This is a genomic window from Mesorhizobium sp. WSM4832 (genome assembly GCF_055811115.1).
Map to the genome: position 1 here is coordinate 1 of NZ_JBVVQH010000011.1, position 25,010 is coordinate 25,010.

Below are 25,010 nucleotides of genomic sequence, written 5' to 3' on the forward strand. Positions count from 1 at the left end.
GGTGGCCGGCTTCATACCGGAATGGTGGCCGGTGTTTGATCGGAATGGCGGCCGGCTTCACGTCGGAATCCGCACGACATTATGGCCTGCTCGCCGGCTCCGCCCACAAGGCCAGCCTCGCACGCGCCCGCGAACTGCTGGACGTTGCTGCCCCGTCCGATGACAACACACCAGACGAACCGGAGGACTTCCGGCCGCCATGCCCCTGCTGCGGCGGACGCATGATCGTCATCGAGACGTTCGAACGGTGGAGGCAGCCACGCGGACCGCCGGACGCAACGGCGACGAACCGGGAGAACTCTCCATGACCCGGCATGGCATGCTCCAGCCTTCAGCCGCAGGCACTCAGCCCCCGGCAACGGACCCACGCGTGTCCATGGTGATCATCGACGCCGAACGGGTCGCATCCGGCCGCGCGACGAGCCGACAATACCGCGTGGCTGAAAGGCGAAACGGTCCGTCCGCATCAAACCCGCCGCTTCCCAGCGGCGGTCGCGCCATCGCCGACACCAGCCGCAAATCGAAATCCCCATAACCATCGCCTGTGGCCCGCGGGTTCCTTCCTCGGGGACTTTCGTACGCCTGCCGGCGCCCGAAACTCTTCACGTGACCAGACTGTCTGCTGTTGGGGAGCACTGAGTCGGTAGCTGCCATTTCGGAAGACACCGCCGCTCCAGCGTTTGCAGGTCAATCTTGAGACAAAGCAATGAAGCGCGATTGAGTGACGGCACTTCCAACCGCATCGTCATCTTCCAAGCTGTCCGGCAGCACCTTAAGGCCCACGGCGCCCACACGATCTGAAGGCTAAGATGCCGATGTCGAGAAAATCATTCGCAGGGATGTCTACGGATGGTTCGTGGATCGGAACGGGGTGTCTGAGACTTTGCTCTCGCTCGACATCACGGGTCCGAAGAAGAGTCAGAGCGTCGCCTCGACTCTTGATCTCATACGTCGATCTTCATCTCGACTCCTTCGCCGAAGAAGCATTCGTGGCCGAAGGCATCGCGCATGGCCTGTGAATTCCAGACCTCAGTATATTTTGTCCGATAGTTGAAATAGAAATGCAGTTCCTTTGGACCGTATTGGATCAGCCTCGCGACCGCTTCCGGGTTCGGGTGTCGGTTTCGAGCGCCGCTGGTCGAAATCGCGACGCGCTTAGCTGCCATGGCCCTTACCAGTGGGATGGTCGTGTTCGCCTTGCTTCCGTGATGCGAGAGCTTTACCAGGTGAAGTTCCTCGGTGTCGAGCTTCCGCAACCCTTCCAAGAGATCCGACGGGTGGGCATCCGCAGCCAACAGGACTCGCCGGCCCTCGAATTCGGCGACGAATGCAATGCTCGATCCGTTCGGGACGGTTCTGTCCTCCACATCCGGCGCGTCCGCCAGCGCAGCGACGTTCCCAGGGACGGTCGCGAGCTTCGGGCCAAGGATCTCAAGCCCGGCTGGGACTGGATCAGGATCCACAGGCAGGGTCTTGGACTGACGATACTCGATCCAGTCCGAGCGTAGCCGGGATAGCGCTTTGATCGTCGGTGTCAGGAGGGTTATCTTCATCCCGCCTACTACGTCAATAACTGGAAGTTTCGCTTCGCGGATTGCCACCGCCTTGCCATCGAAGTCAGCGTTCCAGGGCCATGCTCGTTTCAGAAGACCGTCCGAGAAGGCGTCTCCTTGTCTGGGCCCCAAGATCTCCAGATCCGATAGCTGGTCAAAACCGTTGAACCAGACCTGGGCCACGGATCCTGACAGGTCAGGATCCTCGATCAGGGGCAGTAGTCCTTCGATATGGTCGGCGTCGATATGAGTGAGCACGAGGAGATCGATGCGTTCACTGCGCGCGCGTATATCCTTCAGCGCTGGGGCGATCGAACCGGCGTAGGTGGACCCACGTCCACCATCGATCAGGATATGATGCTGTCGATCCTCCGTTCCGTAATCCAGAAGAAGGCAGTCGCCGTCATCGGCAGGCAGCATCCGGACGCGAAACATGACATCTCTTTCAATGACGTGGGAACTGAAGTGTCGTGAAGGCCTCGCTGATCTCGCATCGAGAACTCATCGAGCGGACGCGGCCCAACATCTGCTTTGCTTCGGCATCGTCAGCCGAGAAGATCGTGAAGATGTCGCGCAGGTGACTGAACCCGACAGTGAAGAACGGCAGCCCGCGGTTAAAGGCTTCCTTGGCAAGTTGAAGGATTTCGGACCGCGTATCGCTAGAGACCGGGCCATCCATCAGTATGCAGGCTCGGATGATCGCACCGTCGGGCATCCACGGAAAGAAATTCATCAAGTTGGGCGCCCAGTTCCGCCAACGTTCGATCTGCTTCCTGTCCGCCGTCGCCAGGCTCACATAGGCAGCCGCGCATGCCGCCAGGGGATTGGAACGCTTGTCCCGGATGGCATGAACGATCGTGTTGTCATCCGAGAACATTGCGACCGATGCCGCTGCGGCCGAAAGCCTGCCCGCTTTGAGATACTCAAGCAACACATCCAGTCTGGAGTCGCGTACGGTGACGCCGAGATGATTACTTACCCGCTCAAACCTGGCTTCAACCGAAGCCCCGGGAGATTGGGTCGCACCGGACAACCAGGCCAGCGGAAGGACTCCGAGGCTCTCCCCGCGATCATGACGCACACGAACCCACCAACGTTCGAACTGCGACCCGAAGTAGTCATGGCCGTCGCCGGCACTGATGGACAAGGCATTGGTGCCAGCATCGAAACTGACGTCCAAGCCGTGCCCGATTTCTCCATCAACTTCGACGATGCGGTCATGCACGTCGGTCCAGGACACGAAGGACGGGGTTTCTGTGCATATATCCAACGTCTCCATCGGTTCGTCGTCGAATCCGGAAGTGAACGCGGGTTGCAACTCGAATGGGTCGTATTCCTTGCTGAGATTCACCCTGTACATTCCGAGGTGGTACCTGGTGTCGGCGGTCGCGCGCGAGATTGGCGGCCTCAATTCCACCGGAGTTTCGGAGGCTTCTTCCACGTCTGCCCTGTACTGCAGGATTTGTCCGGATGGGAGCCAGGCCTGTAGACCGTAGGTTCCCGCATTGACTTCAACGGAGAGGCCGTGAGGAGACGTAGGGACGAGGACTGACCAAGCTGTCGCTTCCCCATCGCTTTCGGAGACCGCTCTCTCGATCCGGACAGCGATGCCCGAGGGCAAATCCCGGATGCCTTCACCACGGGCGAAATAGAGTTTCAACGTGCCCTTCATGGCACGGCCCCGGCTTGTATCGTCAGGGTGTAGACCGTCTCCGGCGGAGCGACCATCACCACTTCGGCTGCGTGATTGTAGGCAGCACCGTGCTTGAAGGCGGCTGCGACCATGTGCTCGCGCAGAGGCACGACACATGACCATTCCTCGATCGGATACGCGGGATCGTGGGTAAAGCTCGCCGAGATGCCCGTCGCACAGCGCGCCTCCATGTTGTCCAGCTGTCCCCAGGCTTCGGCGAGATCGAGAGAGATATGGAGCGGTACGTCCACTTTCGCGGGTTTGGAAATCATGAAGAACTGGCCACGCGATCTCTCCGGAACCTGTATCACGGAGTGCTTTCGCGCGGCCCGTGACACATACGCTCCCAACGCCTGCTCCAGACCACTCGTGCCAACATGCCATTGCAGATGAGGTTGCGCACCCCCGCCGCGCAGTGCACGAAGCAACGCTTCGGTGAACAGACTAACCCCATCCGTCATCCCATAAGCCACGGCGAATTCAGTGGAAGCATGATGGACGCTTTGGAGAGCCAGCTTTCGACCGGTTCCGGTGGGGTCAACGGCGGAAACCAGCCCTACACCCCGGTGCTCGCCGGCGAGTTCGACGGAGGTCTTCTCCGTTGTCCGGCAGGCGTCGATAAGGAACAGCTGCTTTCCGGGAATCATTGTTCGCATTCCACCAAGAAAGTCTTCAAGGTTTATAGAAGTCGCGTATTTGTCGAATGACCGGGCACCGAAATCCTGGAGGAAAAGCAGGGGGGCCGATGAAGATACACCATGCCCTGCGAAGAAGAACACCACCATATTGTCAGGAGACTTCGCAGAACGGCCGAGCCAGCCGTCGATCGCAGCGGTGACGTTCCCGATCGTAGCGGTCGGAGGTACCTTCGGCTCGCCCAGGTGCCCAGGAAGGCTGAACGGTGTATGCGAAGGATCCGAGATCAAAAGCGAGAGGCTTTGAAGGGGAGTGTCGGCGTTCTCGAACTCCGTCAGAAACCATTCGGCGAGGGCGCGCGCCGACTTGGCAGGCGACGCCAGCTGCCCCATGTCGTTGGCGAGGTGCGGTTTCTCGTCGATGCCCCCTAGCAGATGATCGTAAGCGGAGACGCCGATCAGCAGGACGTGAGTTCCGGGACTGTCTGGCGCGGGACCCTCGAATACGAGTGCAGCATCGGTCATGGTCGAGACCATACTTGCGCAGCGCTCATACGTTTGCCGAAACGATGATTGCGTGGGCCGGCACGTTGGCCATCGCCTCAGTGTAAAGGTCGACGTCGGCGTGCGCCGTGCGTAGCGAGATGACTAGGCTGAACGGTGTGGAAAGTCGACATTCGGGCGAACTACGATCAGCCCACCAGCCTTTGACTGGATAGACACATACGCCGCCGCGGACCGCCAGCTCGTGCGCAGGCCCCGTCCATATGTTGTTATGAACGGTACCTATGTCACTGCGGCGCCAATCCATGAACCAACGACCGTCATCGAGGTTCGGGACCTCAACTTCGTCGTCATCCAGGTCGACGAGTTGATTCAATCGACTTTGTGCAGTTGTGGCAGTGTCGTCGGGCTGGTTGAATCGGAACCGCAACCTGTGCGACGCGTACCGATCCTTCCTAGCGCGTTTATCCGCCAAAGGGTCGGGTTCGATGAAATATGATAGGGTGCAGGCAAGCCTGACTTCGGCATTGCCGATCCGTTCGAGTTCACGTTTTGGCCACGGAAGGTCGAAATACTTCATTTCCTTGAGGCCGCATCGACCGTCTCGCGTTTCGAATGGGGTGATTTCGTCTTCAATGACAAGAGTAAGCGAATTGCTGCCGCTTTCCTGAATGTGCCGCTCGTCCGGAACTCCCCAGCCGAACGTGTCGAGTACCCGCTTGCGATCTTCGGAGCCGCCCTCTGCCTGCCGTTGCATCGCTGGTGTCCAAGACGCGCCGTTCACGATCAGGCCTCGAACGCTTTCCGATCGCATCTGAGGATATCGGGAAAGTACACGGGTCGCGAGACCGGCGATCCCGGCTGTCGCTGCACTGGTTTCGCCTGTGAGATCCAACTCCTGCCCGGCTGCCCGACCCGTCGTCAAAACGCGTGTGTCGGCGGAACCACGCGACGTCTTCTTGCCGGGATCGAAAATGTGGTTGCCACCTTCGAAAACCACGTCCGGCTTGTTGGAGGTCCGGTATTTGTTGTCCCACTTCTGGCTGGTGCGCGAGACCGGGCAAAGGTCGCCCTTCGGTGCAACCGACGTGCCGAAGCTGATGTCCTTGTCGGTATAGGCGCCTACCGACAACGCATTTACTGCCTGCCCGGGAGATTGAACGGGGAAATCCGCGTTTCGCCCGTCGTAATGAACTACCTGATAAGGCGTCTCCCGGCTCACGGGAACATTGCCGGCCGCCACGCAGAAAAGCCTCGACCGAACTCCGTCGTTCCATGCCAGCTTGTCGACGGCAGCCGAAGTGGCGCTCTGGCGTCCGCTCTCGTCTTCGCCAGGGATCGTCGCCGACAGAGAGAAGACACGCTCCACTCCGGAATCACGCTCCACCAGTTTGACTGCCTCCTGGATCGCGTCGCGCGGAACGATCAGGTTCGTTGAAGACAACGGTCGGAAAACCTTAACGGACTCCAACGCGGTCGTCAGGATGATCGGCGCGCGAGAGGTAGCAGCGGCCTCGAGGTTCGGGAACAATGCCACACCCGCCATCGCGGTGCCGTGGCCGCTGTTATCGTCCGTTCCCCAATCCACATCGACGGTTTTGAGGTTGGCCCGGGATATCGAGCCTCGCAGCAACGGGTTGGCTGCATATACGCCTGAGTCGAGGATCACGGTGCGAGGCGCGCCGGCTGGCGCGGGAACGATCCGTTGAGCGACCGCATTCGAAATAGCCTGGCGTGCGTCGCCGTCCACGCCTCGATAATCGTGCACGAAATGGGACGAGGGACGGAACTCGATGACAGCTCCCGTGGAATCCAGCAGCGCCTGCATCTGGGCCGCGTTCAGGGTCATGTCGACGACGATGCTGTCCGTGAACTTTGTAGGATTCCCGATGGTGGAAATCCCCAGCCGCTCGGACACCCGATAAAAGTAAGCCGCCCTGTCGGAGCGGATCCAGGTTTCGACGGACTCGGACTTCCGCTTGGGCATGTCGTCGATAGGTCCGGTCCAGATATCTTCCAGCAAAGCAGGGTTGAATTCTGAAGTGCTTTCGAACAGCTGAAAGCGTGCAGGTTTCTTCGTTGAGCTGACGTTCGAACGGCGCCCTTCAAAGGCTGAGTACGCGTCGATTTGGTTCGAAATAGTCTCCAGGCTGTTCCTCGTCACGAACAGTTTCGCCGACGCAGGCTCGTCATCGTGGGCGGCCGAGACGGACAGCAGGCTAACGCCAGGGCTGGAGGCCTTCATTTCGCCGACCCATAGCTTCTGTAATCCGAAGCCAGTGGCGGTGATCACCACTCCCTGCTTGTTCTTGGGGATTCCAGCTTCTTCCTGCGCGGGAGTATGCTCCGCAAGACGATCCGCTATCTTTGCGAGATTCGCTTTCAGGGCACCGGCATGGCCCGCCCTATCCGGAATAGTCGCCGGATCTCTCTTTGTTCGTCCGCTACGATGAGGCCGAAACGGAGTAGCATCCAAGGTAAGGTTTCGTAGATGAAGATGAGGCTGAAGCGGCATCTATATCCTAATCCTTGGAGTGATTCCCTACCTCAGGAATACACCTGATGCCGCCCTTAGTTCGAGTGAATTTGCATCCGTCCCTCGAGCGCCCACACCAATTCTTTGGTCGTAAGCTTTCCACCGTTTTCGAGCACGGCTTTTCGCGCTGCATCGACTGCCGCCGCCGCGAGATCTGCCTGTGACAACCCGCTAGTATGCTTTTGGACCGAATTCCAGTCCACCGAACCCACATCGAAGGTCAGAATGTTGTTTCGAATGACATGGCGCGCTTCGTCACCCGCGGGCAGCTCGTATCGGAAGGCGCTATCGAACCGCCGAAAGACGGCGCGATCCAGAAGAGAACTGTGATTAGTCGCGGCGATAATAATACTATGCGACTTGTCACGGTCCACGAGTTGGAGGAACGAGTTCAGCAGCCTACGAGCCTCCCCGATATCGTTCTCATGCGCCCGACTTGCAGCGATCGCATCGATCTCGTCGAAAAAGTACACGCCTCTGACGCCGGTCATCGATTCGAATATCAACCGCAGCTTGGATGCCGAGGCTCCCATAAACTTTGTGATGACGCCATCGAGTTGAACGGTAAAGAGGGGAAGCCCAAGCTCGGAAGCGATACCGTGAGCAGTCATCGATTTGCCCGTGCCGGGCGGGCCGACGAAGAGAAGCTTGCGGCGTGGCTTCAGGCCATATGCTTCGAGTTCAACACGTCGCTTATGCTCATCGACGATTCGGTCGATGCCATCACGCAATTCCCGACGGAGGACGACATCCGGAAGAAGGATGTCAGGATACGTAACATCGAGGAGCTCGGCGAGGTCGCCCCGCGGCTTCGCCAACTGGATCGTCCCCGAGGTCTTTTCGCTACGCGCGGCAGTCACGAACTTGTGCAGGGACTCGGCAAATTTTCCCCGCCCGGCCTTTTCGGCCTCGAGCGCGATCTGCTCTGCGATCGACAGAAAACGAACGCCATCCCCGGCGATATGGCTCTGAACCATTCCCAGTACCTGTCGAGAAGTCGTCATGGGTTACCCCTTCTGGGTTTTGGCTTCACGCATCAATACATCGAGCTGTTTGAGCAAATCATTAAGTTTATGGGACATCGACAATATCTGTCCCATAATTCTGACTTCCCGATCCGCTTCAGGTTTCGTTACAAACTCCGACGGGGACGTGTCCACCGTCTTCAGCCAACGGGCCACAGCTTCGCGTGAAGCGTACGATACAGTGCCTTTGGATAGAAGTCGATGAAGCGTTGATTTGGGAACGCCCGTTGCTGCACTTACATCTCGGACAGATAAGCTCCGTTCACGACTGACAGTCGCTACCGCAGCGGCCAGCGCATGATCGAGGCTATTTTTGGGACGACCAGACATGTCCCATCAATACGCTTCCCGGTGTTTTCGGTCAAGCGGCGAGCCGTAGCAAACTCGAAGGTGGGCCGACTTCGCGGAAGCTGTCATGAGGCAGACGAGAATGCCCGACGTGTTGAACAGCTTAAACACGGCATCATTGATGAAGCTCGCGCTAGCGGTCGCAAGCTGCTCGGGTACGTCAAGTGCAACATAGTTTCCTACCTTGATTGAAGCTGCCTCCTGCCGGGTTCGTTGAACTCACCTTCCCGTCGGATTCGACCGTGAAGTCGCTTACATGCTCCGATCGCCAGCACAGGCGTCCGCAAGGGGCGCTGGTCCGCGGGCGATCGAATTTCAATGCCTTCCTCGAGCAACAACGCGTAAAGGCCAGTAGCAACCTTCCATCCATGGGGCAGGCATAGGCACCGCGAATCTATTAAGATCGATCTAGGCTGAGGCCCAGCGGCACACGGTAGCTAGCCCTGGCCCCTCAGCGTAACAGACGCTGCCAGGAGATCATCTGGCTGCGGACGGAGCCGGGGGCGGGGGACGCTATCGCCCCCCTTTTGATACTCCGACCGACGTCGGCTTTCAGGAAGTGAAGTGGTCTGTCGCTACAGCCGACTTAGGGCGCAAACCTGCCGTTCAAGAAACGCTTCTTTGATGCAGCTCACGGCCCCCTAACGCGACTTCAGGGTAGTGGTTCTGATCGCCAGCTCAGCGAAAGCCCTCCGCCGACTTGCCCATGGATTGCGTCCTGCCGGAATGCACCCCGTTCACACGTAGCCGCCAGCTTATGCCGAACGAACTAGTCAGGCAGCTTCCGCTTCACGAGGCTCTTCCTATTTTAGCCCACACGATCTCCGCGCTACGAATGGCAACTAGGATGTGGCTTTGTGCTTCGATTCCACTACGCCCGGATCATCAGGACCGAGGCAGCGTCCATGAAGAGTGACGCAATCTCGTATGCCCCACGAGGGCTATCTCGTGAGGAAGCAGCTCGTTACATCGGTGTCGGATCGACGCTTTTTGACGAGATGGTTGCCGATGGGCGGATGCCGAAGCCCAAGCGCATCAATAGCCGCGCTGTCTGGGACCGTGTGGCCTTGGATATCGCTTTTACCTCGCTACCGGACAAAAATGGCGGCCTTCAAGAGCTGTTGCAGCGAAGCAAACGGGACGTAAAATAGAGACTACGCTGATTGCGTATGCGCTGCAGGCGTAGTATAATGATGACCGGCGCGGAAGGGATGACGTGAACGAGAATGAGAAACTTGCGCAAGACGTGAAAGCATGGCGGGCCAAGGGAGGATTCACTGCCGAAGCCGCGGCCAAGGTGCTGGGGATACCGAAGCGCACCTTTGAAGGTATAGAACAAGGCAGAGGCTTTCCATATTCAGTCCTGCTGCGCGTTGCGATGAAAAGTGAGGACTTGTTGCAGAAGCCCCTGCGCGAGGACTTGCAGCGCGGAGACTGATTCAATGGCCAAAAATCCTGACTATCCTGGAGCTTCTTCGCGCCTGGTCAATGGCAAGGAGTACTGGCGCTTCCGAGCTAATCGCCGTGCTCGACAAATAACCTTACCCGGCCAGCCCGGCGACGAAGCGTTTGAGATCGCCTACCGGCGTGCCGTTGAAGGTCGCGCTGCCGGCGCGGAAATTATCAACATGCCGGGGCGCGCCTTGCCGCGTACTTTTGGGCATGCAGCACGTCGACTCGAAACTACTATGGAATGGCTGGACTTTGATGAGGCAACGCAGCGGAAGAACCTGCGGCTCATTGAACGCTTCCTTGAGATGCAGGTCGATCCTGACTATCCACTGACGTGGCGCTATACCCCGGTGGAACATCTCGATGCCGATCGTCTGCGCGCGATAATCGAAGGCATCTTTCTGGCCAATCGGACGGTCGCCAAGCACCTTCTCGTCGCGATCAAAAAACTGCTGTGGGTGGCAATTCAAGTCGAGAAATGGATCAAGCCGCAGGACGACCCATCACTGTCCATTCGTGTACGCGTGCCAAGGTCCACGAAGAACCCGGCCTGGCCAATCGGGATCAGAGAAAAGTACGAAGAGCGGCATCCAATTGGTACGCCTGCGCGGACCTGCTACGCACTCGGTTTCTGGCTCGGCAATCGGCGCGCCGATATCGCCGCTCTTGAATGGTGCGATCTGGTGAGCGAGGAGATCGAGCTGTTCGACGGCTCGCTGGTGTTGATCGAAGCCTTTGACTTTCGGCAGAAGAAAAACCGCAATCGCCACGGGGGTCGAGAGATGTTCATTCCGGTCGTAGACAAGCTGGCAGCCGCGCTTGAACCACTCCACCGATCGAAAGACGGCACCGTCTTAAAGACTGCTTATGGCAGCACTTTCTCGGAAAAGAGCCTAACCGGCATGATGCGGCATTGGACTCGGCAGGCTGGAATACCGGATGGCTATACGCTTCATGGCCTGCGCCGCACGTTTGGAACCTACCTCGCCGAGTGCAACATCCAAGCGCGTGCCATAATGGAGGCTATGGGACATTCGTCGATGACAGTGACCGACGAATACGTCCGAGAGGCGAACAAGAAGCGCATTGCCGTCGACATTGCTAGAGCGATAAACCAGCGTGAAGAAAAGCGCGATCAGGCGAAGCGGCGGGCCAATTTGCGCATCGTCGGCTCACAATGAAGCACGAAGAATCGCGAACTGTTCCAAGCACGCCCGTTAAGAGGATTTTCTGCTGCCAAAGTGCCGTGGGCAAACTGTGGGCAGGGCGTGGGCAAAGGCCAATTTTCGTCAACAAAATCAAAGGTTATGGTGGGCCCGGAGGGACTCGAACCCCCAACCAAGCGGTTATGAGCCGCCGGCTCTAACCATTGAGCTACAGGCCCCACGCGGGCTGGCTTAGTGTTTTTCGCCGGCTCGCACAAGGCTTTCGAAAACTCTGGCGGCAGCCGCCAAAATCAGCCCATATTCGCTGCGTAGAGCGGCTTGCGCCCATAAGGCGCGTGAACAGGTCCAGGCCCATGCACCGCATTGCACAAAATCAACGCCTTTGCGGCGTGGAGGCGGATTACGGCACCGGGCTGCGGACCGCAGACTTCGAGGAGTTTTCATGACCAGACATCTTTTGCCCATCGCGCTCGCTGCCGCGGTCGCCTTCCCGGCGCTGGCAAGCGCCGCCGACACTCAGCCCCCGCCCCGCGTCATCGTGTCGGGCGAAGGCGAAGCGATCGTTGCGCCGGACATGGCGATCCTCTCGCTCAGCGTCATGCGTGAGGCAAAGAGCGCGCGCGAAGCGCTCGATGCCAACAACGACGCCATGGCGGCGGTGATCGCGGCGATGAAATCCGCCGGCATTGCCGACCGCGACCTGCAGACAGCGGGCATCCAGATCAACCCGCGCTACAACTATACCAACAAGGCCGACGGCAGCCAGGAGGCCGAGCTGGTCGCGTACCAGGTGACCAACACGCTATCGGTGCGCGTGCGCAATGTCGACAAGACGGGCGAGATCCTCGACAAGGCGGTGTCGCTCGGCGTCAACCAGGGCGGCGGCATCACCTTCACCAATGACGATCCGAAGGCGGCGATCACCGCGGCGCGAAAGAAGGCGGTCGCCGACGCGATGGCCAAGGCAAAGACGCTCGCCGAAGCGGCCGGCGTCAGCCTGGGCAAGGTGCTCGAGATCACCGACCAGAACGTTGCGCCGGTGCCGATGCCGATGGCCGCCAAGTCGTTCGACGCCGCCCGTTCGGCCGTGCCGGTGCAGGCTGGCGAGAACTCCTACAACGTCCAGGTCACGGTCACCTTCGAGCTGAAGTGACGCCCCCAGATAGCCGACAATAAAAGCCCCGGAGGATCGATCCTCCGGGGCTTTTTTTCGAACCGCGCCTCACCTTGAGGGACCCCCCGCTTATAGGCGATCCACGAAGGGGATCGTCCTTACACGCGATCCGAAGAGGATCGTCCTCACAGGCGATCCGCGAAGAGGATCGTCCTTTCAGCGTCAGCGATAGATGATCGGGCAGCCGCGCTCGTTGGCGAACACCACCACGACGCGATCGCCATACTGGCGGCCGGCCACTTTCACGGTGCGGCGGCTGATGTCGACGACGCGGGCGCGATGCAGACCCATGCGCTCGGCCTTGTCGAGGGCGCGATCCGGCGAGCAGCCCCGCCAATCGCGGTCACGGCGCCAGTCACGGCGATAGCCGTCGTCGTCGCCGGTGTAGACGCCGAAACGCGGGTCGTGGTTGTTGCCGAAGCCGAGATAGAGGCTGTCCGCATGGGCGGCGCCGAGCGTGCCAAGCCCGACAAGGGCCGAAAGGGCTGCCGTCTTGATCTGATTGAACATCGTCTCTCTCCTTGTTGCGGGCTCTCGCCCTTGAACTGATGATTGGCGAACCAATGATTGCAAAATGCCATTTCGTGTCTGAACTTTTCGCGAACCGGGTGTTCATGTCCGGTTCATGTAGGCGCGAACCCGCAGGGTTCGTCGCTCGGCTCACGTAAGCGCGAACCCGCCAGGGTTCGTCGCCCATCACTAAACGCAAATCCCAGCCGGATTCGTCCTTGAATGCCAACCCGTCAGGGTTCGTCATCAAGATGCGGACCGCTTACGGCTCGTCGTCCAATATGTAATCAAAATAGTCGTCCGGCTCGGCCAGATCGGTTTCCTTGGCCTTCACCCGGCCTCGGATTGAAATGCCGGCTTCGTGCACGGTCTCAGCGCTTCCCGAAACAAGCGGGTGCCACCAATAGAGATCGCGGCCTTCGGCGATCAGCCGGTAACCGCAGGTTTTTGGCAGCCAGGTGATGGTGCGCACATTCTGCGGCGTCAACCCGACGCAGTCGGGCACGCGCGACAGCCGGTTGGCATAGTCCGAGCAAAGGCATTTTTCGGCATCGAACAGCCGGCAGCCGACACTCGTCCAATAGATCTCGCCGGTATCCTCGTCCTCGAGCTTCGACAGGCAGCATTTGCCGCAGCCGTCGCAAAGCGATTCCCATTCGGCAGGGGTCATCGCCTCAAGCGTCTTGGTTTTCCAGAATGGTGCGGTCATTTCGGTGGATTTGGCCCTCCGCGGCCTTGCGGTCAAGCGCTGCTGTCACTGTGACCCGGTATCAACATTAGAAAAACACGAAATTGCCTTCAAAAGGCCGGCCGGGCATCCTTGGTTGGCGCCAATGCCCGAAGGAACCAATTGCGGCTGATGAAAGTTTGGGCAGGGATGGGACCCCATTAGGAGAAAATGATATGAAACGCCAACCACGGATTCTGGCGGGTACGGCAATCGGCCTGCTTATGGCATCCGCGCCGTTGGGCGCGTATCCGCTGCAGGGGGGTGTCGCTTCCGGCAGCCTGCATGGCGCGCCGGTCGTCCTGGCTCAGGCCGCTTGCGCCGAAGGCCAGTCGGCCGAGGAATGCGCCCAAGCCGGCCAGCAGGGTGGCGAACAGCCACGGAAAAGGAAGCGCGATCAGCAGCAGCAAGGCGAATCGGCGCCGGCCGAACAAGCAGCACCGGCCGAGTCTGAACAGCAGCCACGCAAGAAGCGGCACGAGCAGCAGCAGCAGATGGAGTCCAACCAGGGGGAACAAGCAGCACCGGCCGAGCAGCAGCTCAAGCCGCGCAAGAAGCGCGATCAACAGCAGCAGATCGAGGCGGCCCCCGCAGATCAGGGCGGACAGCCCGCAGCCGAAGAGCAGCAGCCGCGCAAGAAGAAGCGCCAGCAGCAGCAAACCGAAACCGCGCCGGCCGAGCAGCCCGCCGAGCAGGCGGCGCCGGCGACCGACGAACAGCAGCCGCGCAGGAAGAAGCGCCAGCAGCAACAGACCGAGACCGCGCCGGTCGAGCAACCCGCCGAGCAGGCGGCACCGGCGACCGACGAACAGCAGCCGCGCAGGAAGAAGCGCCAGCAGCAACAGACTGAAACCGCGCCGGCTGAGCCGCAGGTCGCTCCGGACCAGCAGCAGCAACCGCGCAAGAGGAAGCTCAACCAGCAGCAGGAAGCCGCGCCCGCGGAACAGCCGTCAGAACAACAGCCGGCAAATGACAACCAGCCTGGCAAGAAACGGAAGCTGGGCCAACAACCTGCCGAGCAAGGCCAGACCCCGGCCGAACAGGCCCCCGCGGGTAAGCTCAAGCCGTTGCCGGTTCCGGGAACCGAGCAGGCACCGGCCGGGACCGAGCAGGCGCCGGCTCAAGGCGAACAGCCTTCAAACCAGAATAAGAGGCAAGCTAAGAAACCGCTGACCGAGCAGCCTGCAACGGGGCAGCAGCAGCCTACCACAGGCGAACAGCCTGCTAACAACAATCAGCCCGCGAATGGCGGCAATGCCGCGCAGGGCGAAGCGCCTGCTAATCCGAACGAGGCCCCTGTCCTGGACAGCCAGAAGGATGTCTTGCGCAGGCACAAGGGCCGACAGCCGGCCGGCCAGAACGAGAATGGCCAGGTCGAGCAAGGCGGCAACCAGGCCGAGCAGCAGGGAGGCCAGCAGGCGCAAAGGCCTGCGCCGGTCGATCAGGGCCCGCCGCCCACCGACGACAAGACGGCGCAACAGGCGATCCAGCCTGAAAAGATCGTTCCTGCCACCGAGGAGAAAGGCAAGCGGATCGACCGCACGCCCGAAGACTTCGCTCGCGAGCGGCGTCGGCCGCAGGGCGCAGACGTCGTGAAGCAGTTCGGCGACCGCGTGATCCTCCAGTTCAACAACCAGACGTTCGTGGAAAGCAACGAGGCGCCTCGCATCACCCGCGGCGCCAGGGATGTCTACTACGAGGATCTGTCGGGCGATCGCACCCGCGAAATCGTCGAGCGCGATAACGGCATCCGGATCGTCACCATCCGCAACCGCAATGGCGACGTCATCAGGAGATCGCGCATCACGCCGGATGGCCACGAATATGTGCTGAGCTATGTCGACGAGCGGTACTATAACGATGTCGACGAATGGCGCGATCCTGGCGACGACCTGCCGCCGATGCGGCTCGACATCCCGCGGCGGGACTACATCCTGGATTCCGAGGATGTCGAGAGCGACGACGACTACTACAATTTCCTCGAGCAGCCGCCGGTGGAAAAGGTGACGCGTCTCTACTCGATCGACGAGGTGAAGCGGTCAGCCCGCGTGCGCGACATCGCCCGTCGCATCGATCTCGACACGCTGAACTTCGACTTCGGCTCGGCCACGATCTCCGACACCGAGGTGCAGAAGCTCGATGGCGTCGCCAACGCCATGGAAAAACTTCTGAAGAAGAACCCGGCGGAAACTTTCCTGATCGAAGGCCATACCGACGCGGTCGGCACGCCGGACGCAAACCTCGCTCTGTCGGACCGGCGCGCCGAGTCGGTTGCCGAGGCACTTACCAATGCCTTTGGCATCCCGGCCGAGAACCTTACCACGCAGGGTTATGGCGAGGAGTATCTCAAAGTGAACACGCCCGGTCCGAACCGCGAGAATCGCCGCGTCGCCATCCGCCGGATCACCTCGCTGGTGGCGCCGGTGGCAAGCAACAGCGAGCAGTGATCAATGCATGTCGCCCAAAAGTGTGCGGCGGTTTTGGGACAACGACATGCATTAAAGACATAAACCGCGTCACGCCGAATCCGTTTCAGCGCGGCGCGGTTTAGCGTTTGATTTCAAGATCCTGTCCGGATCTTCGGAATCAGTGCGTAAGATGAAGGCCCGTCCGCTCCGGACGGGCCTTTTTGTTGCCGGCTCAAGAAGAATTGTCCTGCCTAACGCGCCCTGATCATTGAATCGCCGCATTGCGACACCCAGATTCTGTGCAGGGCGTTCCCTGCCCTGTCCCGACTCCAGCGGGACATACTGAGCCCCGTCGGATCCCCTCTCCGGCGGGGTTTTTATCTTGAAAACCGGTCCTATCTAGCCGAAATACCCCCTATCGCAATTTGACCGGAATCCTTCATGAAGCGTCTCGAACTCGCCATCGAATCCGTCATCCTGGCCTCGCGCTGGCTGCTGGTCGCCTTCTATCTCGGGCTCGGCTTGGCGCTGGCGACCTACGCGCTCTCCTTCGGCAAGAAGCTCTACGAGTTCGTCATGAGCGCCTTCACGCTCGGTGACACGGACACCATCCTGAAGATGCTGGGGCTGATCGACGCCGCCCTCGTCGCTTCGCTGGTGGTGATGGTGATCATCTCGGGCTACGAGAATTTCGTCAGCCGCTTCGACGAGCAGGATGGCGAGGTCCATTGGCTGGGAACGATCGATGTCGGCTCGCTGAAGGTCAAGGTCGCCTCGACCATCGTCGCGATCTCCTCCATCCACCTTTTGCAGGTGTTCCTCAACCACGCTTCCTACAGGACCGATCAGCTCATGTGGCTGACCGTCATGCATCTGGCCTTCGTCTTTTCGGCGTTGATGCTCGCCTATATCGACCGGGTGATGGCGTTGGCGAAAGGCAAGAAGGTCGGGGACTGATACTTTGAAAGAGACTGAAGATCGTTTGCGCCTCGAACGGCTTCGCAAGGCGATCGACGAAGGTGACCGATCAGGTGATCCGCAACTGTTCGATTTGGAGTCCTTTGTCGAGATGAAGAAACGTTCGCGTGATCCCGGTCAATAGATGTTCTTGATGTTGGTTTCGGTCCTGGCGAACACCTCGTCCGGCACGAAGAAATCGCCGGCCAGCAGCCCCTTGGCGTCCGGCGCATAGACCGAAAAGTCCGTGACGCCTTCGGCGCGCAGCACCTCCTCGTCGATGTAGAAATTGCCGGTCGCGTCGCGTGACGGGCGCATGAAGATCGCATGCGCCGCTTCGGCCATGATGTCGGGCGAGCGGCTCATCGCCGCCACCGTCGCGCCGCCCAGAAGATTGCGCACCGCGGCGGTATCGATGGTGGAGATCGGCCAGAGCGAATTGACAGCGACGCCATCCTTGGCGAACTCGGCGCTCATGCCCAGAGTGCACATCGACATGCCGAACTTGGCCATGGTGTAGGCGACGTGGTTCTTGAACCACTTGGCCTTCATGTCGAGCGGCGGCGCCAGATTGAGGATGTGAGGGTTGCTGGCCGACTTCAGGTGCGGAATGCACATTTTCGAAACCAGGAACGTGCCGCGCGTGTTGATCTGGTGCATCAGATCGTAGCGCTTCATGTCGGTCTCCAGCGTGCCGGTGAGCTGGATGGCGCTCGCATTGTTGACGCAGATGTCGATGCCGCCGAACCGCTCGACCGTCTTGGCCACCGCGTCGGCGACCTGCACCTCGTCGCGGATGTCGCAAAGCACCGGCAGCGCCTTGCCGCCGGCCTGCTCGATCTCCTCGGCCGCCGTGTAGATCGTGCCCGGCAGCTTCGGATGCGGCTCGGCGGTCTTGGCCGCGATCGTCACATTGGCGCCGTCGCGCGCCGCGCGCAGCGCGATCGCCAGCCCGATGCCGCGCGATCCACCCGAGATGAACAGCGTCTTTCCGTTGAGCGACATCCTCGCCTCCCTCTGCAACAGGCAGGCAACTTGCGCGGCGGACAGCCATGGCGCAAGGCCCAACGCGCCAGTCCGAGGTTACCCAGCGTCGTGCCGAAAGGTCTAATGCATGTCGCCCAGAAGTGCGCAGCGGTTCTGGGACAACGACATGCATCAAGACAAAGACTTAAAAGCGCGTCGCCTCAATCCGTTTCGACGCGACGCGCTTTAGACCAGCACCAGCCCCTGCCGCATGGCGATGGCGATCGCATCGGTGCGGTTGGCGGCGCCGAGCTTGATCAGGATCGCCGCGACATGGAACTTCGCCGTGTGCACCGAAATATTGAGACGCCGGGCGATCACCTTGTTCGGCGCGCCTTCGGCCAGCAGCGCCAGCACTTCCGCCTCGCGCGGCGACAAAGCCGGGCGAGGCTGGTTGTCGTCGGGCGCCTCCTCCTCGGACAGCTCGCCGTGGAATTCGCCGTGAGCGGCGACCTCTGACGGCCCCGCCCGCCTGACGCGATAGCCCGACGCCGCCAACCGCAAGGCGGCGGCGATCAGCAGGCCGTCGGCCGAGATAGGCAACACGGCAAGCACGTTGGCGGGCAGTTGTTCGCTGCCAGCGCGCCGCGAGAGCAGCACGACAGGCGTGGCCGAACCGATCGCCCGGTTTGCCAATGCCGTCTCATCGGTCACCGCGACATCCACCGCTTGGTTCACGTTGCCGGCCAGCGCCGGCAGTAGATCGTCGCTCGCCGCGAGCATGTCAGCCAGTTGCTCGGCGCGCTGGGCATCGCCAAGCGCGACCAGCACCGTCAGCCGGTGTATCGCCGGCTCCGGTCTCGCAATCGTTTGTGCCGCGCTGCTCGCCATCGATCCTCTCAGCTCAGCGGCTTCTCGCCGATGGTGACCGACACGTCACGTTGCGCGCCGCCGCTCGAAACGCCGAGCGTCACGGTCGTGCCGGCGCTGTCCGGCCCAAGCTTGCGGATCAGCTCGCGCGGCCCGTGCACGGCTTCGCCGTTCCAGGCGACGACGATGTCGCCGACATGCAGGCCGGCGGCCTTTGCCGGACCGCTGTCGTCAAGGCTCATCACCATGGCGCCCTTGGTGTCGCCATTGCGGATCGGATGCAACCCGGCACCGAGATAGCCGCGCGCGACATGGCCCTTCTCGCGCAGCGTCGCCACCGCCCGCTCGATCGTCTCATAGGGCATCACCAGCGCGCGACGGCGCGGTCCATACAGGAGCATGCCGACGAGGCCACCCTTGGCGTCGAGCACCGGCCCGCCTTCGAAGCGGCCTCCGGTGTTGATGGCAAGGTTGATGCGCCGGTCGATCGTGCCGCCACGCATCGAGCGCCAGGCCGGCCCGACCTCGCCGATCGTGCCGAACACGGCAAGCGCGGCGCCTTCGCTGTTGCCAACGGCGATCGCTACATGGCCGGGCCGCACGGCGGCGGCCTGGGTCAATTGCAGTAGACCGGCAGCACCGGAAGCCGGCTTCAGCAGGGCAACGCCCGTCGACGGATCGCGGCCGACGAGCTCTGCCTTGACGGTTTCACCCGAGGCCAGCGTCAGCTCGATCTCCTCGCCGGCTTCAACCGCCTCCTCGGCGGTGACAAAGAAGCCGTCGCGCCAGTGGAAGGCGCTCGCGGTGCGATGGTGGTGCGTGACGAAACTTGCCACTGCCGGAGCAGCAGCGGCCGCGATATCGGCGATCGCGTCGGAAAAGGCACTGAGGTTGAAGTCGCTCATAAGAATACCTCCTGGATTCGGTGACCCAGATATCGCTCCGTAGCGCCGTCGGGGGTACTCGCCTGACGGCTAGTCGACGGCTGGACTGGCCATCTGGTCAGGTCGCGGCAATTGCGGCCGCTCCGCACATATAGTGCGTGTCTCCCAAAAGCTGCGCGGTTTTGGGGCAACGATACGCACCAAGGAAAAACATCATTCCACATTAGGAACACGCAGATGGCTTTAGCGGCCGAAAAACTTCCACCCGACGACATCCTGCTCGACGCCTATTCGTCATCCGTTGCCGACGCCGTCGACCGCATCGGTCCGGCCGTCTGCCGGATCGAGCGCATTGGCGCCGGCGGCCACGGCTCGGGTTTCGTCATCGCGCCGGATGGCCTGGTCGTCACCAATTTCCATGTCGTCGGAGATGCGCGCGCCGTGCGCGTCACCATGCCGGACGGCGCCGCGCGCGAGGGCCATGTGCTCGGCCGCGATCCCGACACCGACATCGCGCTGGTGCGCGCCGACGGCAGCTTCGCCGACGTTGCGCCGCTCGGCGATTCCAAGCGGCTGCGCCGCGGCCAGATCGCGATCGCCATCGGCAATCCGCTCGGTTTCGAATGGACGGTCACCGCCGGCGTCGTCTCCGCGCTCGGCCGCTCGATGCGCGCCTCGACCGGCCGCCTGATCGACGACGTCATCCAGACCGACGCCGCGCTCAATCCCGGCAATTCCGGCGGGCCGCTGGTGTCGTCGGCCGGCGAGGTGATCGGCGTCAACACCGCCATGATCCACGGCGCGCAAGGCATCGCCTTTGCTGTCGCGTCCAACACCGCCAATTTCGTCATCTCCGAGATCATCCGTTTCGGCCGCGTGCGGCGTGCCTTCATCGGTGTTTCCGCGGACACCACCAACCTGCCGCGCCGGGCGGCACTGCTGTCGCAGGTGACCACGAACACGGCTGTGCGCGTGCGCAGCGTCGAGAAGGACGGTCCCGCCGCGAAGGCCGGCCTGAAGGAAGGCGACATCATCGCCGCCATCGACGGCCGGCCGGTGACCGGCGTCGACGATCTCGTGCGCATGCTCGATGCTGAGCGCATCGGCCGTGAGACGCTCTGCACCGTCGTGCGCCGCACCGGCGTCAGCCAGGTGGTGGTGATGCCGGTGGCGCGGACGGGCTGAGACCCGCGCGTCCGGCCTAGCTCCCTGGCGCCCCTCCGGCATATTGCGCCAGGAATTCTCCGCTCGGCGGGATCGGCTTGATGACGTCGATCAGCACGCCATTGGGGTCCCTGGTGATGAAATGGCGCTGGCCGAAGGGCTCGTCGCGCAAGCTGCGCAGGATCGGCAGGCCGGCGGCGACGACGCGCTCGTAAACGGCATCGGGGTCGCGGACTTCGAAATTGATCAGCAGGCCCGACGTACGCCCCCGCCCCTCTTGCGGGATTGTCTCATGGTCGCCCTGGACGATGCCGAGATTGACGCGCCTGTCCTCGGCCGAACGAAGATGCACATACCAATCGCTCTCAAAGAGCGGCGCGAAGCAGAAATGCTCGACGTAAAAGGCGGCCGTGCCCGCGACATCGCCGGTCATCAGCACCGGATAGTAGCTCGTCGTCTTCATCTTTCTTTCTCCACTCACACAACATACAGTCTGTATGCAAATGCAAATAACATACAGGCTGCATGTATGCAACAAGAGTCCGGACGACGCTCGAACCGCGACCGCACGGAGGCGACTCGCGCCGATCTGATCCGCGCAGCGCGAAAACTGTTTACGGAAAAATCCTATGCCGAGACCGGCACGCCGGAGATTGTCGCCGAGGCCGGCGTGACGCGCGGCGCGCTCTATCATCACTTCGCCGACAAGCAGGCGCTGTTCGCGGCGGTCGTCGAGCAGGAGGCCGCGGCCGTGGCGGCGGAGATTGATCATGCCTCGCCTCCGTCGCTATCGGCGCGTGACGCACTGATCGCGGGATCGGACGCCTATCTGGCGGCAATGCGGGTGCCCGGCCGCACCCGCCTCCTGCTGCTTGACGGCCCCGCCGTGCTCGGCCGCGCCGCCATGGACGAGATCGACAACCGCCACGGCAACCGCTCGCTGCGCGAGGGCCTTGTCGCGGCGATGCGCGCCCAGTCGATGACCAGATTACCGGCCGAGGCGCTGACGGCCTTGCTGGCTGCCGCCTTCGACCGCGCAGCACTCGCCATAGATGCCGGCGCGTCGGCTGAGGATTACCGCGCGGTGCTGATCGCCCTTATGGACGGCTTGTCTCCGGCCCCTCCTCCGTCCACACGCCCGGCTCCATCTCGTTGAAGCAGCTGAGCTGCCGCTTGAACTCGTCGATCAGCCAGGACGCCGCCGGCTTGGGGCTGCGGTCGGTGCGGTGCATGGCGTAGAGCGGCGAGCGTATCTCGCGATAGGGTTCGAGATCGAGCTCGACCAGCCGGCCGCTGGCGAGGTCGTCGGCAATCAGCCAGCGTGGCAGACCGCCCCAGCCGAGGCCCTCGCGCATCAGGGCATGCTTGGTGCGCATATCCGTTAATCGCCAGGTGCGGTAGGCGAAGACGCCATAATCGCGGCCACGCGTCCGCTCCGACTGGTCGGAGACGACGAGTTGGATATGTTCGCGCAGCTCCTCGACGGCCACGGGTTTCGGCAGTTTCGCCAATGGGTGGCCGGGCGCCGCCGCCGGCACGATCGAGGTGAAGCCGATGCGCAACAGATTGACGTCGGCATCGCCTTGCAGGCCGCCAAAGCCGAGATCCGACTGGCCGTTGACGACCTGATCGACGATCAGGCCAAGCGAGCCGATATAGAGGCGCAGCATGACCGCCGGAAACTGGGCCTCGAAAGCCTTGAGCACGCGCACCAGCGCCGGTGAAGGCAGCGCCACGTCGACCGACACCGCCACCTCCGCCTCCAGCCCTTGCCGGTAGCCGTCGGCGCGCGAACGGATGCGCTGCAGAACGCCGATCATGCGCCGCGCGTCCTCCAGCATCGCCGTGCCGACATCGGTCAGTTGCGGCTCACGCATGCCTTCGCGCTCGAACAGCTTGAGGCCGAGCTGCGCTTCCAGATTGGCGATGCCGTAGCTCACCACCGACTGCGCCCGGTTGAGCTTGCGCCCCGCAGCCGAGAAGCTGCCGGTATCGGCCACCGCTACCAGGATTTGGAGCTGATCCAAGGTCGGGTTCGGCTGCACACCGCTCTCCATCTGTTTTGTTGATAGGTTGTATGTATTTTATACCAGTTATCCTGATAGGGCAGCAATCCCATATTGGCGGTGAAGTTTCAATCCAACCCCAAGGGGACACCGCCATGTCTATTCTTCTTGTTACGTCCAGCCCGCGCGGCGCAGCTTCGCACTCGACCCGCGTCGCCACCGATCTCGCCCGGAAGCTGGTTGCCGCCGATGCATCCAACACGCTTGTCGTGCGTGACCTGGTCGCCAATCCGCTGCCGCATATCGACCCTGACTACGCCACCGGCATCTACACGCCGGCCGAAGCCCGTTCGCCGCGCCAGGCTGAAGTCGTCGGCGTTTCCGACGCCGTGCTCGACGAGCTTTTCGCCGCCGACACCGTGATCCTCGCCACCGGCTTCATCAACTTCAACATCTCCTCGACATTGAAGTCCTGGGTCGATCATATCGCCCGCTCCGGCAAGAGCTTCGCCTACGGCGATGGCGGCCCGAAGGGCCTCGTCACCGGCAAGAAGGTCTATATCGTGCTCGCTTCCGGCGGCATCTATTCGGAAGGCGCCGCGGTGCAGATGGACCATGCCGTGCCTTATCTGCGCAGTGTGCTCGGCTTCCTCGGCATGACCGACGTCGAAGTCATCCGCGTCGAGGGTGTCAGCATGGGCGCAGACGCCGTCACGGCAGCACTTGCCAAGGCCACCGCCAAGGTCGATGCGATCGCTGCCGCCAATGCCGATCAGGCCGCAGTCGCCGCCTAGTCTCTGATGCCAGAATGAAAGAGGCAGGCGCCCGCCAGCGCCTGCCTCTTTCTGCATTTCGCCGCGACCGGCGCTGGTGATCATGGCGATCCAGAACGCGGTGCCAATCTGGAACGACTTTTTCTTCCCACTGGTGCTGATCACTTCCGACAATTTGAAGACACTGCCGCAGGGGCTGACCGTGTTCGTCGGCGAATTCACCACCGATTGGGGGGTGCTGTTCACCGGGCTGACACTGGCGGCGCTGCCGATTACGCTGCTCTACATTGTGCTGTCGAAGCAGTTCATTTCCGGCATTACGCAAGGCGCGGTCAAATAAGGCGCGGTCAAACAGCGAAAGTCAGGGCATCAAAAGTGGCAAACCAGAACAAGATCATCATCACTTGCGCGGTCACCGGATCGATCCACACCCCGTCGATGTCGCCGCATCTGCCGGTGACGGCGCAGGAGATTGCCACCGCCGCCATCGAGGCGGCCGAGGCAGGGGCTGCGATCGTCCATCTTCACGCGCGTAATCCGGTCGATGGACGCCCCGACCAGTCGACCGAGGCCTTCGCCCCGTTCCTGCAGGTCATCAAGCAGCGCTCCAACTGCGTCGTCAACATCACCACCGGCGGCGCCGCGACGATGAGCGTGGAGGAACGCGTCAGGCCGGCAAAGGTTTTCGCCCCCGAAGTCGCCTCGCTCAACATGGGGTCGATGAATTTCGCGCTGTTCCCGATGCTGGAGCGGTTCAAGACCTTCGAGCACGACTGGGAGCGGCCCTATCTCGAATCCTCGCGCGACCGCATCTTCCGCAACACTTTTGGCGACATCGAGCACATATTGCGCACCTGCGCCGACAACGGCACCCGCTTCGAGATCGAGTGCTACGACATCGGCCATCTCTACACGCTGGCGCATTTCGTCGAGCGCGGCCTAGTGAAGGCGCCGTTCTTCGTCCAGAGCGTGTTCGGCATCCTCGGCGGCATCGGCACGCATCCGGAGGACGTCGCTCATATGAAACGCACGGCCGACCGCCTGTTCGGCAACGACTATCACTGGTCGGTGCTGGGCGCCGGCCGCCATCAACTGCCGATCGCCACGCAGGCGATCGCGCTCGGCGGCAATGTGCGCGTCGGCCTGGAGGACTCGCTGTGGATCGGCAAAGGCAAGCTCGCCCGCTCCAGCGCCGAACAGGTGACCAAGGTGCGCCAGATCATCGAGGGGCTCGGCGCCTCCATTGCCACCCCAGACGAAGCGCGGCAGATCCTGCAGCTCAAGGGCGGCGACAAGGTCTCGTTCTGATCTGAAAGGAGTGCTGGCGGGATCTGAAGCTTCGACCCCCGCGCATCTACCCGAAAATCCGCTCGCCCTGCTCATCTACGAGCTGGATGCCCTTCTTGATCGAGATGTCGACGGCGTCGTCCAGCCCGGCGAAGCGGTCGGCGCGGATGAAGCGGTGCTCCTTCATCACGCCGTCCACTTCCTTCGAGACGACGCCGCAGGTCTGGTATTGGCCCTCGGCCTTGTAGGGCGTGGCGCTGATCAGGAATCCCTTGTGCTCGACCTGCTTGGCCGGCTTGGCAGTGCCGGCCTCCGTTGCCTCACTACCGCCGCCGCCAAAAAGCTTTTTCAGAAAAGACATCTCTCAAAACT

27 protein-coding genes, 1 tRNA gene and 1 pseudogene are annotated in these 25,010 nt (G+C 61.6%); 13 read left to right on the forward strand and 16 right to left on the reverse strand.

Annotation, left to right across the window (positions count from 1 at the left end):
• Positions 1 to 308 (forward strand): annotated as a pseudogene (locus AC0L2L_RS16640) (hypothetical protein); the annotation flags it as partial.
• A gap of 636 nt (positions 309 to 944) precedes the next feature.
• On the opposite strand, the gene AC0L2L_RS16645 reads toward AC0L2L_RS16640, so the two are convergent.
• The 6 genes from AC0L2L_RS16645 to AC0L2L_RS16670 all read right to left on the reverse strand — a co-directional run bounded on the left by AC0L2L_RS16645 (position 945) and on the right by AC0L2L_RS16670 (position 8,276).
• Positions 945 to 1,988, reverse strand: a complete 1,044-nt coding sequence (locus tag AC0L2L_RS16645; RefSeq protein WP_473579673.1) for a ComEC/Rec2 family competence protein — start codon at positions 1,986 to 1,988, stop codon at positions 945 to 947.
• A 10-nt stretch (positions 1,989 to 1,998) separates the two neighbouring features.
• On the reverse strand, positions 1,999 to 3,225 hold the full coding sequence (locus AC0L2L_RS16650) for a hypothetical protein (protein ID WP_473579674.1): 1,227 nt from the start codon (positions 3,223 to 3,225) through the stop codon (positions 1,999 to 2,001).
• Positions 3,222 to 4,406: a caspase family protein gene (locus AC0L2L_RS16655; RefSeq protein WP_473579675.1), complete on the reverse strand. Its 1,185-nt coding sequence runs from the start codon at positions 4,404 to 4,406 to the stop codon at positions 3,222 to 3,224. The genes AC0L2L_RS16650 and AC0L2L_RS16655 overlap by 4 nt, the downstream gene beginning before the upstream one ends.
• Before the next feature lie 25 nt (positions 4,407 to 4,431).
• Complete coding sequence (locus AC0L2L_RS16660; protein WP_473579676.1) at positions 4,432 to 6,678, reverse strand: S8 family peptidase; 2,247 nt, start codon at positions 6,676 to 6,678, stop codon at positions 4,432 to 4,434.
• Positions 6,679 to 6,956: 278 nt separating this feature from the next.
• Positions 6,957 to 7,925, reverse strand: a complete 969-nt coding sequence (locus tag AC0L2L_RS16665) for an AAA family ATPase (protein WP_473579677.1) — start codon at positions 7,923 to 7,925, stop codon at positions 6,957 to 6,959.
• 3 nt (positions 7,926 to 7,928) lie between these two features.
• A complete protein-coding gene (locus AC0L2L_RS16670) occupies positions 7,929 to 8,276 on the reverse strand; it encodes a helix-turn-helix domain-containing protein (protein WP_473579678.1) in 348 nt (115 codons plus the stop codon).
• 923 nt (positions 8,277 to 9,199) lie between these two features.
• On the opposite strand from AC0L2L_RS16670, the gene AC0L2L_RS16675 reads away from it, so the two are divergent.
• The 3 genes from AC0L2L_RS16675 (at position 9,200) to AC0L2L_RS16685 (ending at position 10,927) form a co-directional block, all read left to right on the forward strand.
• Positions 9,200 to 9,445, forward strand: coding sequence for a helix-turn-helix transcriptional regulator (locus tag AC0L2L_RS16675; protein WP_473579679.1), 246 nt, complete (start codon positions 9,200 to 9,202; stop codon positions 9,443 to 9,445).
• A gap of 65 nt (positions 9,446 to 9,510) precedes the next feature.
• Entirely contained in the window at positions 9,511 to 9,732 is a 222-nt protein-coding gene (locus AC0L2L_RS16680; RefSeq protein WP_473579680.1) for a helix-turn-helix domain-containing protein, read from the forward strand.
• 4 nt (positions 9,733 to 9,736) lie between these two features.
• Positions 9,737 to 10,927, forward strand: coding sequence for a tyrosine-type recombinase/integrase (locus tag AC0L2L_RS16685; RefSeq protein WP_473579681.1), 1,191 nt, complete (start codon positions 9,737 to 9,739; stop codon positions 10,925 to 10,927).
• 127 nt (positions 10,928 to 11,054) lie between these two features.
• On the opposite strand, the gene AC0L2L_RS16690 is transcribed toward AC0L2L_RS16685, so the two are convergent.
• Positions 11,055 to 11,130 (reverse strand) — tRNA-Ile (locus tag AC0L2L_RS16690).
• Between the two features lie 224 nt (positions 11,131 to 11,354).
• Between AC0L2L_RS16690 and AC0L2L_RS16695 the strand changes: the two genes are divergently transcribed.
• Positions 11,355 to 12,065: an SIMPL domain-containing protein gene (locus tag AC0L2L_RS16695; RefSeq protein ID WP_473579682.1), complete on the forward strand. Its 711-nt coding sequence runs from the start codon at positions 11,355 to 11,357 to the stop codon at positions 12,063 to 12,065.
• A 183-nt stretch (positions 12,066 to 12,248) separates the two neighbouring features.
• Here AC0L2L_RS16695 and AC0L2L_RS16700 read toward each other — a convergent pair whose 3' ends face one another.
• From AC0L2L_RS16700 to AC0L2L_RS16710, 3 genes are all read right to left on the reverse strand, one after another.
• Positions 12,249 to 12,596, reverse strand: a complete 348-nt coding sequence (locus AC0L2L_RS16700) for a hypothetical protein (RefSeq protein WP_473579683.1) — start codon at positions 12,594 to 12,596, stop codon at positions 12,249 to 12,251.
• 262 nt (positions 12,597 to 12,858) lie between these two features.
• Positions 12,859 to 13,305, reverse strand: a complete 447-nt coding sequence (locus tag AC0L2L_RS16705; protein WP_473579684.1) for a YcgN family cysteine cluster protein — start codon at positions 13,303 to 13,305, stop codon at positions 12,859 to 12,861.
• Between the two features lie 179 nt (positions 13,306 to 13,484).
• The gene (locus tag AC0L2L_RS16710; protein WP_473579685.1) at positions 13,485 to 14,219 is read right to left on the reverse strand and encodes a hypothetical protein; all 735 of its coding nucleotides are present in this window, start codon (positions 14,217 to 14,219) and stop codon (positions 13,485 to 13,487) included.
• Between the two features lie 426 nt (positions 14,220 to 14,645).
• On the opposite strand from AC0L2L_RS16710, the gene AC0L2L_RS16715 reads away from it, so the two are divergent.
• The 3 genes from AC0L2L_RS16715 to AC0L2L_RS16725 all read left to right on the forward strand — a co-directional run bounded on the left by AC0L2L_RS16715 (position 14,646) and on the right by AC0L2L_RS16725 (position 16,833).
• A complete protein-coding gene (locus AC0L2L_RS16715) occupies positions 14,646 to 15,770 on the forward strand; it encodes an OmpA family protein (RefSeq protein ID WP_473579686.1) in 1,125 nt (374 codons plus the stop codon).
• A gap of 402 nt (positions 15,771 to 16,172) precedes the next feature.
• On the forward strand, positions 16,173 to 16,688 hold the full coding sequence (locus AC0L2L_RS16720) for a TIGR00645 family protein (protein WP_473579687.1): 516 nt from the start codon (positions 16,173 to 16,175) through the stop codon (positions 16,686 to 16,688).
• Positions 16,689 to 16,692: 4 nt separating this feature from the next.
• Positions 16,693 to 16,833: a type II toxin-antitoxin system ParD family antitoxin gene (locus tag AC0L2L_RS16725; RefSeq protein WP_473579688.1), complete on the forward strand. Its 141-nt coding sequence runs from the start codon at positions 16,693 to 16,695 to the stop codon at positions 16,831 to 16,833.
• Here AC0L2L_RS16725 and AC0L2L_RS16730 read toward each other — a convergent pair.
• The 3 genes from AC0L2L_RS16730 to AC0L2L_RS16740 all read right to left on the reverse strand — a co-directional run bounded on the left by AC0L2L_RS16730 (position 16,827) and on the right by AC0L2L_RS16740 (position 19,429).
• Positions 16,827 to 17,693, reverse strand: a complete 867-nt coding sequence (locus AC0L2L_RS16730) for an SDR family oxidoreductase (RefSeq protein ID WP_473579689.1) — start codon at positions 17,691 to 17,693, stop codon at positions 16,827 to 16,829. The two genes, AC0L2L_RS16725 and AC0L2L_RS16730, sit on opposite strands and share 7 nt — an antisense overlap.
• 207 nt (positions 17,694 to 17,900) lie before the next feature.
• A complete protein-coding gene (locus AC0L2L_RS16735; protein WP_473579690.1) occupies positions 17,901 to 18,545 on the reverse strand; it encodes a helix-turn-helix transcriptional regulator in 645 nt (214 codons plus the stop codon).
• An 8-nt stretch (positions 18,546 to 18,553) separates the two neighbouring features.
• Positions 18,554 to 19,429 (reverse strand): S1C family serine protease, encoded by an 876-nt coding sequence (locus tag AC0L2L_RS16740; RefSeq protein ID WP_473579691.1) that lies wholly within the window; start codon positions 19,427 to 19,429, stop codon positions 18,554 to 18,556.
• A gap of 216 nt (positions 19,430 to 19,645) precedes the next feature.
• Here AC0L2L_RS16740 and AC0L2L_RS16745 point away from each other — a divergent pair, with 216 nt between their 5' ends.
• Entirely contained in the window at positions 19,646 to 20,593 is a 948-nt protein-coding gene (locus AC0L2L_RS16745; protein WP_473579692.1) for a S1C family serine protease, read from the forward strand.
• Positions 20,594 to 20,609: 16 nt separating this feature from the next.
• Here the strand turns inward: AC0L2L_RS16745 and AC0L2L_RS16750 are convergent, their stop codons facing one another.
• The gene (locus tag AC0L2L_RS16750; protein ID WP_473579693.1) at positions 20,610 to 21,035 is read right to left on the reverse strand and encodes a VOC family protein; all 426 of its coding nucleotides are present in this window, start codon (positions 21,033 to 21,035) and stop codon (positions 20,610 to 20,612) included.
• A 66-nt stretch (positions 21,036 to 21,101) separates the two neighbouring features.
• On the opposite strand from AC0L2L_RS16750, the gene AC0L2L_RS16755 reads away from it, so the two are divergent.
• The gene (locus AC0L2L_RS16755; RefSeq protein ID WP_473579694.1) at positions 21,102 to 21,728 is read left to right on the forward strand and encodes a TetR/AcrR family transcriptional regulator; all 627 of its coding nucleotides are present in this window, start codon (positions 21,102 to 21,104) and stop codon (positions 21,726 to 21,728) included.
• Here the strand turns inward: AC0L2L_RS16755 and AC0L2L_RS16760 are convergent.
• Positions 21,670 to 22,617: a LysR family transcriptional regulator gene (locus AC0L2L_RS16760; protein ID WP_473579695.1), complete on the reverse strand. Its 948-nt coding sequence runs from the start codon at positions 22,615 to 22,617 to the stop codon at positions 21,670 to 21,672. The genes AC0L2L_RS16755 and AC0L2L_RS16760 overlap by 59 nt on opposite strands.
• Positions 22,618 to 22,733: 116 nt before the next feature.
• On the opposite strand from AC0L2L_RS16760, the gene AC0L2L_RS16765 reads away from it, so the two are divergent.
• The 3 genes from AC0L2L_RS16765 (at position 22,734) to kce (ending at position 24,659) form a co-directional block, all read left to right on the forward strand.
• On the forward strand, positions 22,734 to 23,372 hold the full coding sequence (locus AC0L2L_RS16765; RefSeq protein WP_473579696.1) for an FMN-dependent NADH-azoreductase: 639 nt from the start codon (positions 22,734 to 22,736) through the stop codon (positions 23,370 to 23,372).
• Between the two features lie 82 nt (positions 23,373 to 23,454).
• A complete protein-coding gene (locus AC0L2L_RS16770) occupies positions 23,455 to 23,691 on the forward strand; it encodes an ABC transporter permease family protein (RefSeq protein WP_225248035.1) in 237 nt (78 codons plus the stop codon).
• A gap of 35 nt (positions 23,692 to 23,726) precedes the next feature.
• On the forward strand, positions 23,727 to 24,659 hold the full coding sequence (kce, locus tag AC0L2L_RS16775; RefSeq protein ID WP_027168206.1) for a 3,5-dioxohexanoate:acetyl-CoA acetone transferase: 933 nt from the start codon (positions 23,727 to 23,729) through the stop codon (positions 24,657 to 24,659).
• Between the two features lie 46 nt (positions 24,660 to 24,705).
• Here the strand turns inward: kce and AC0L2L_RS16780 are convergent, their stop codons facing one another.
• Complete coding sequence (locus AC0L2L_RS16780) at positions 24,706 to 24,999, reverse strand: HlyU family transcriptional regulator (protein WP_473579697.1); 294 nt, start codon at positions 24,997 to 24,999, stop codon at positions 24,706 to 24,708.
• Positions 25,000 to 25,010: the final 11 nt, after the last annotated feature.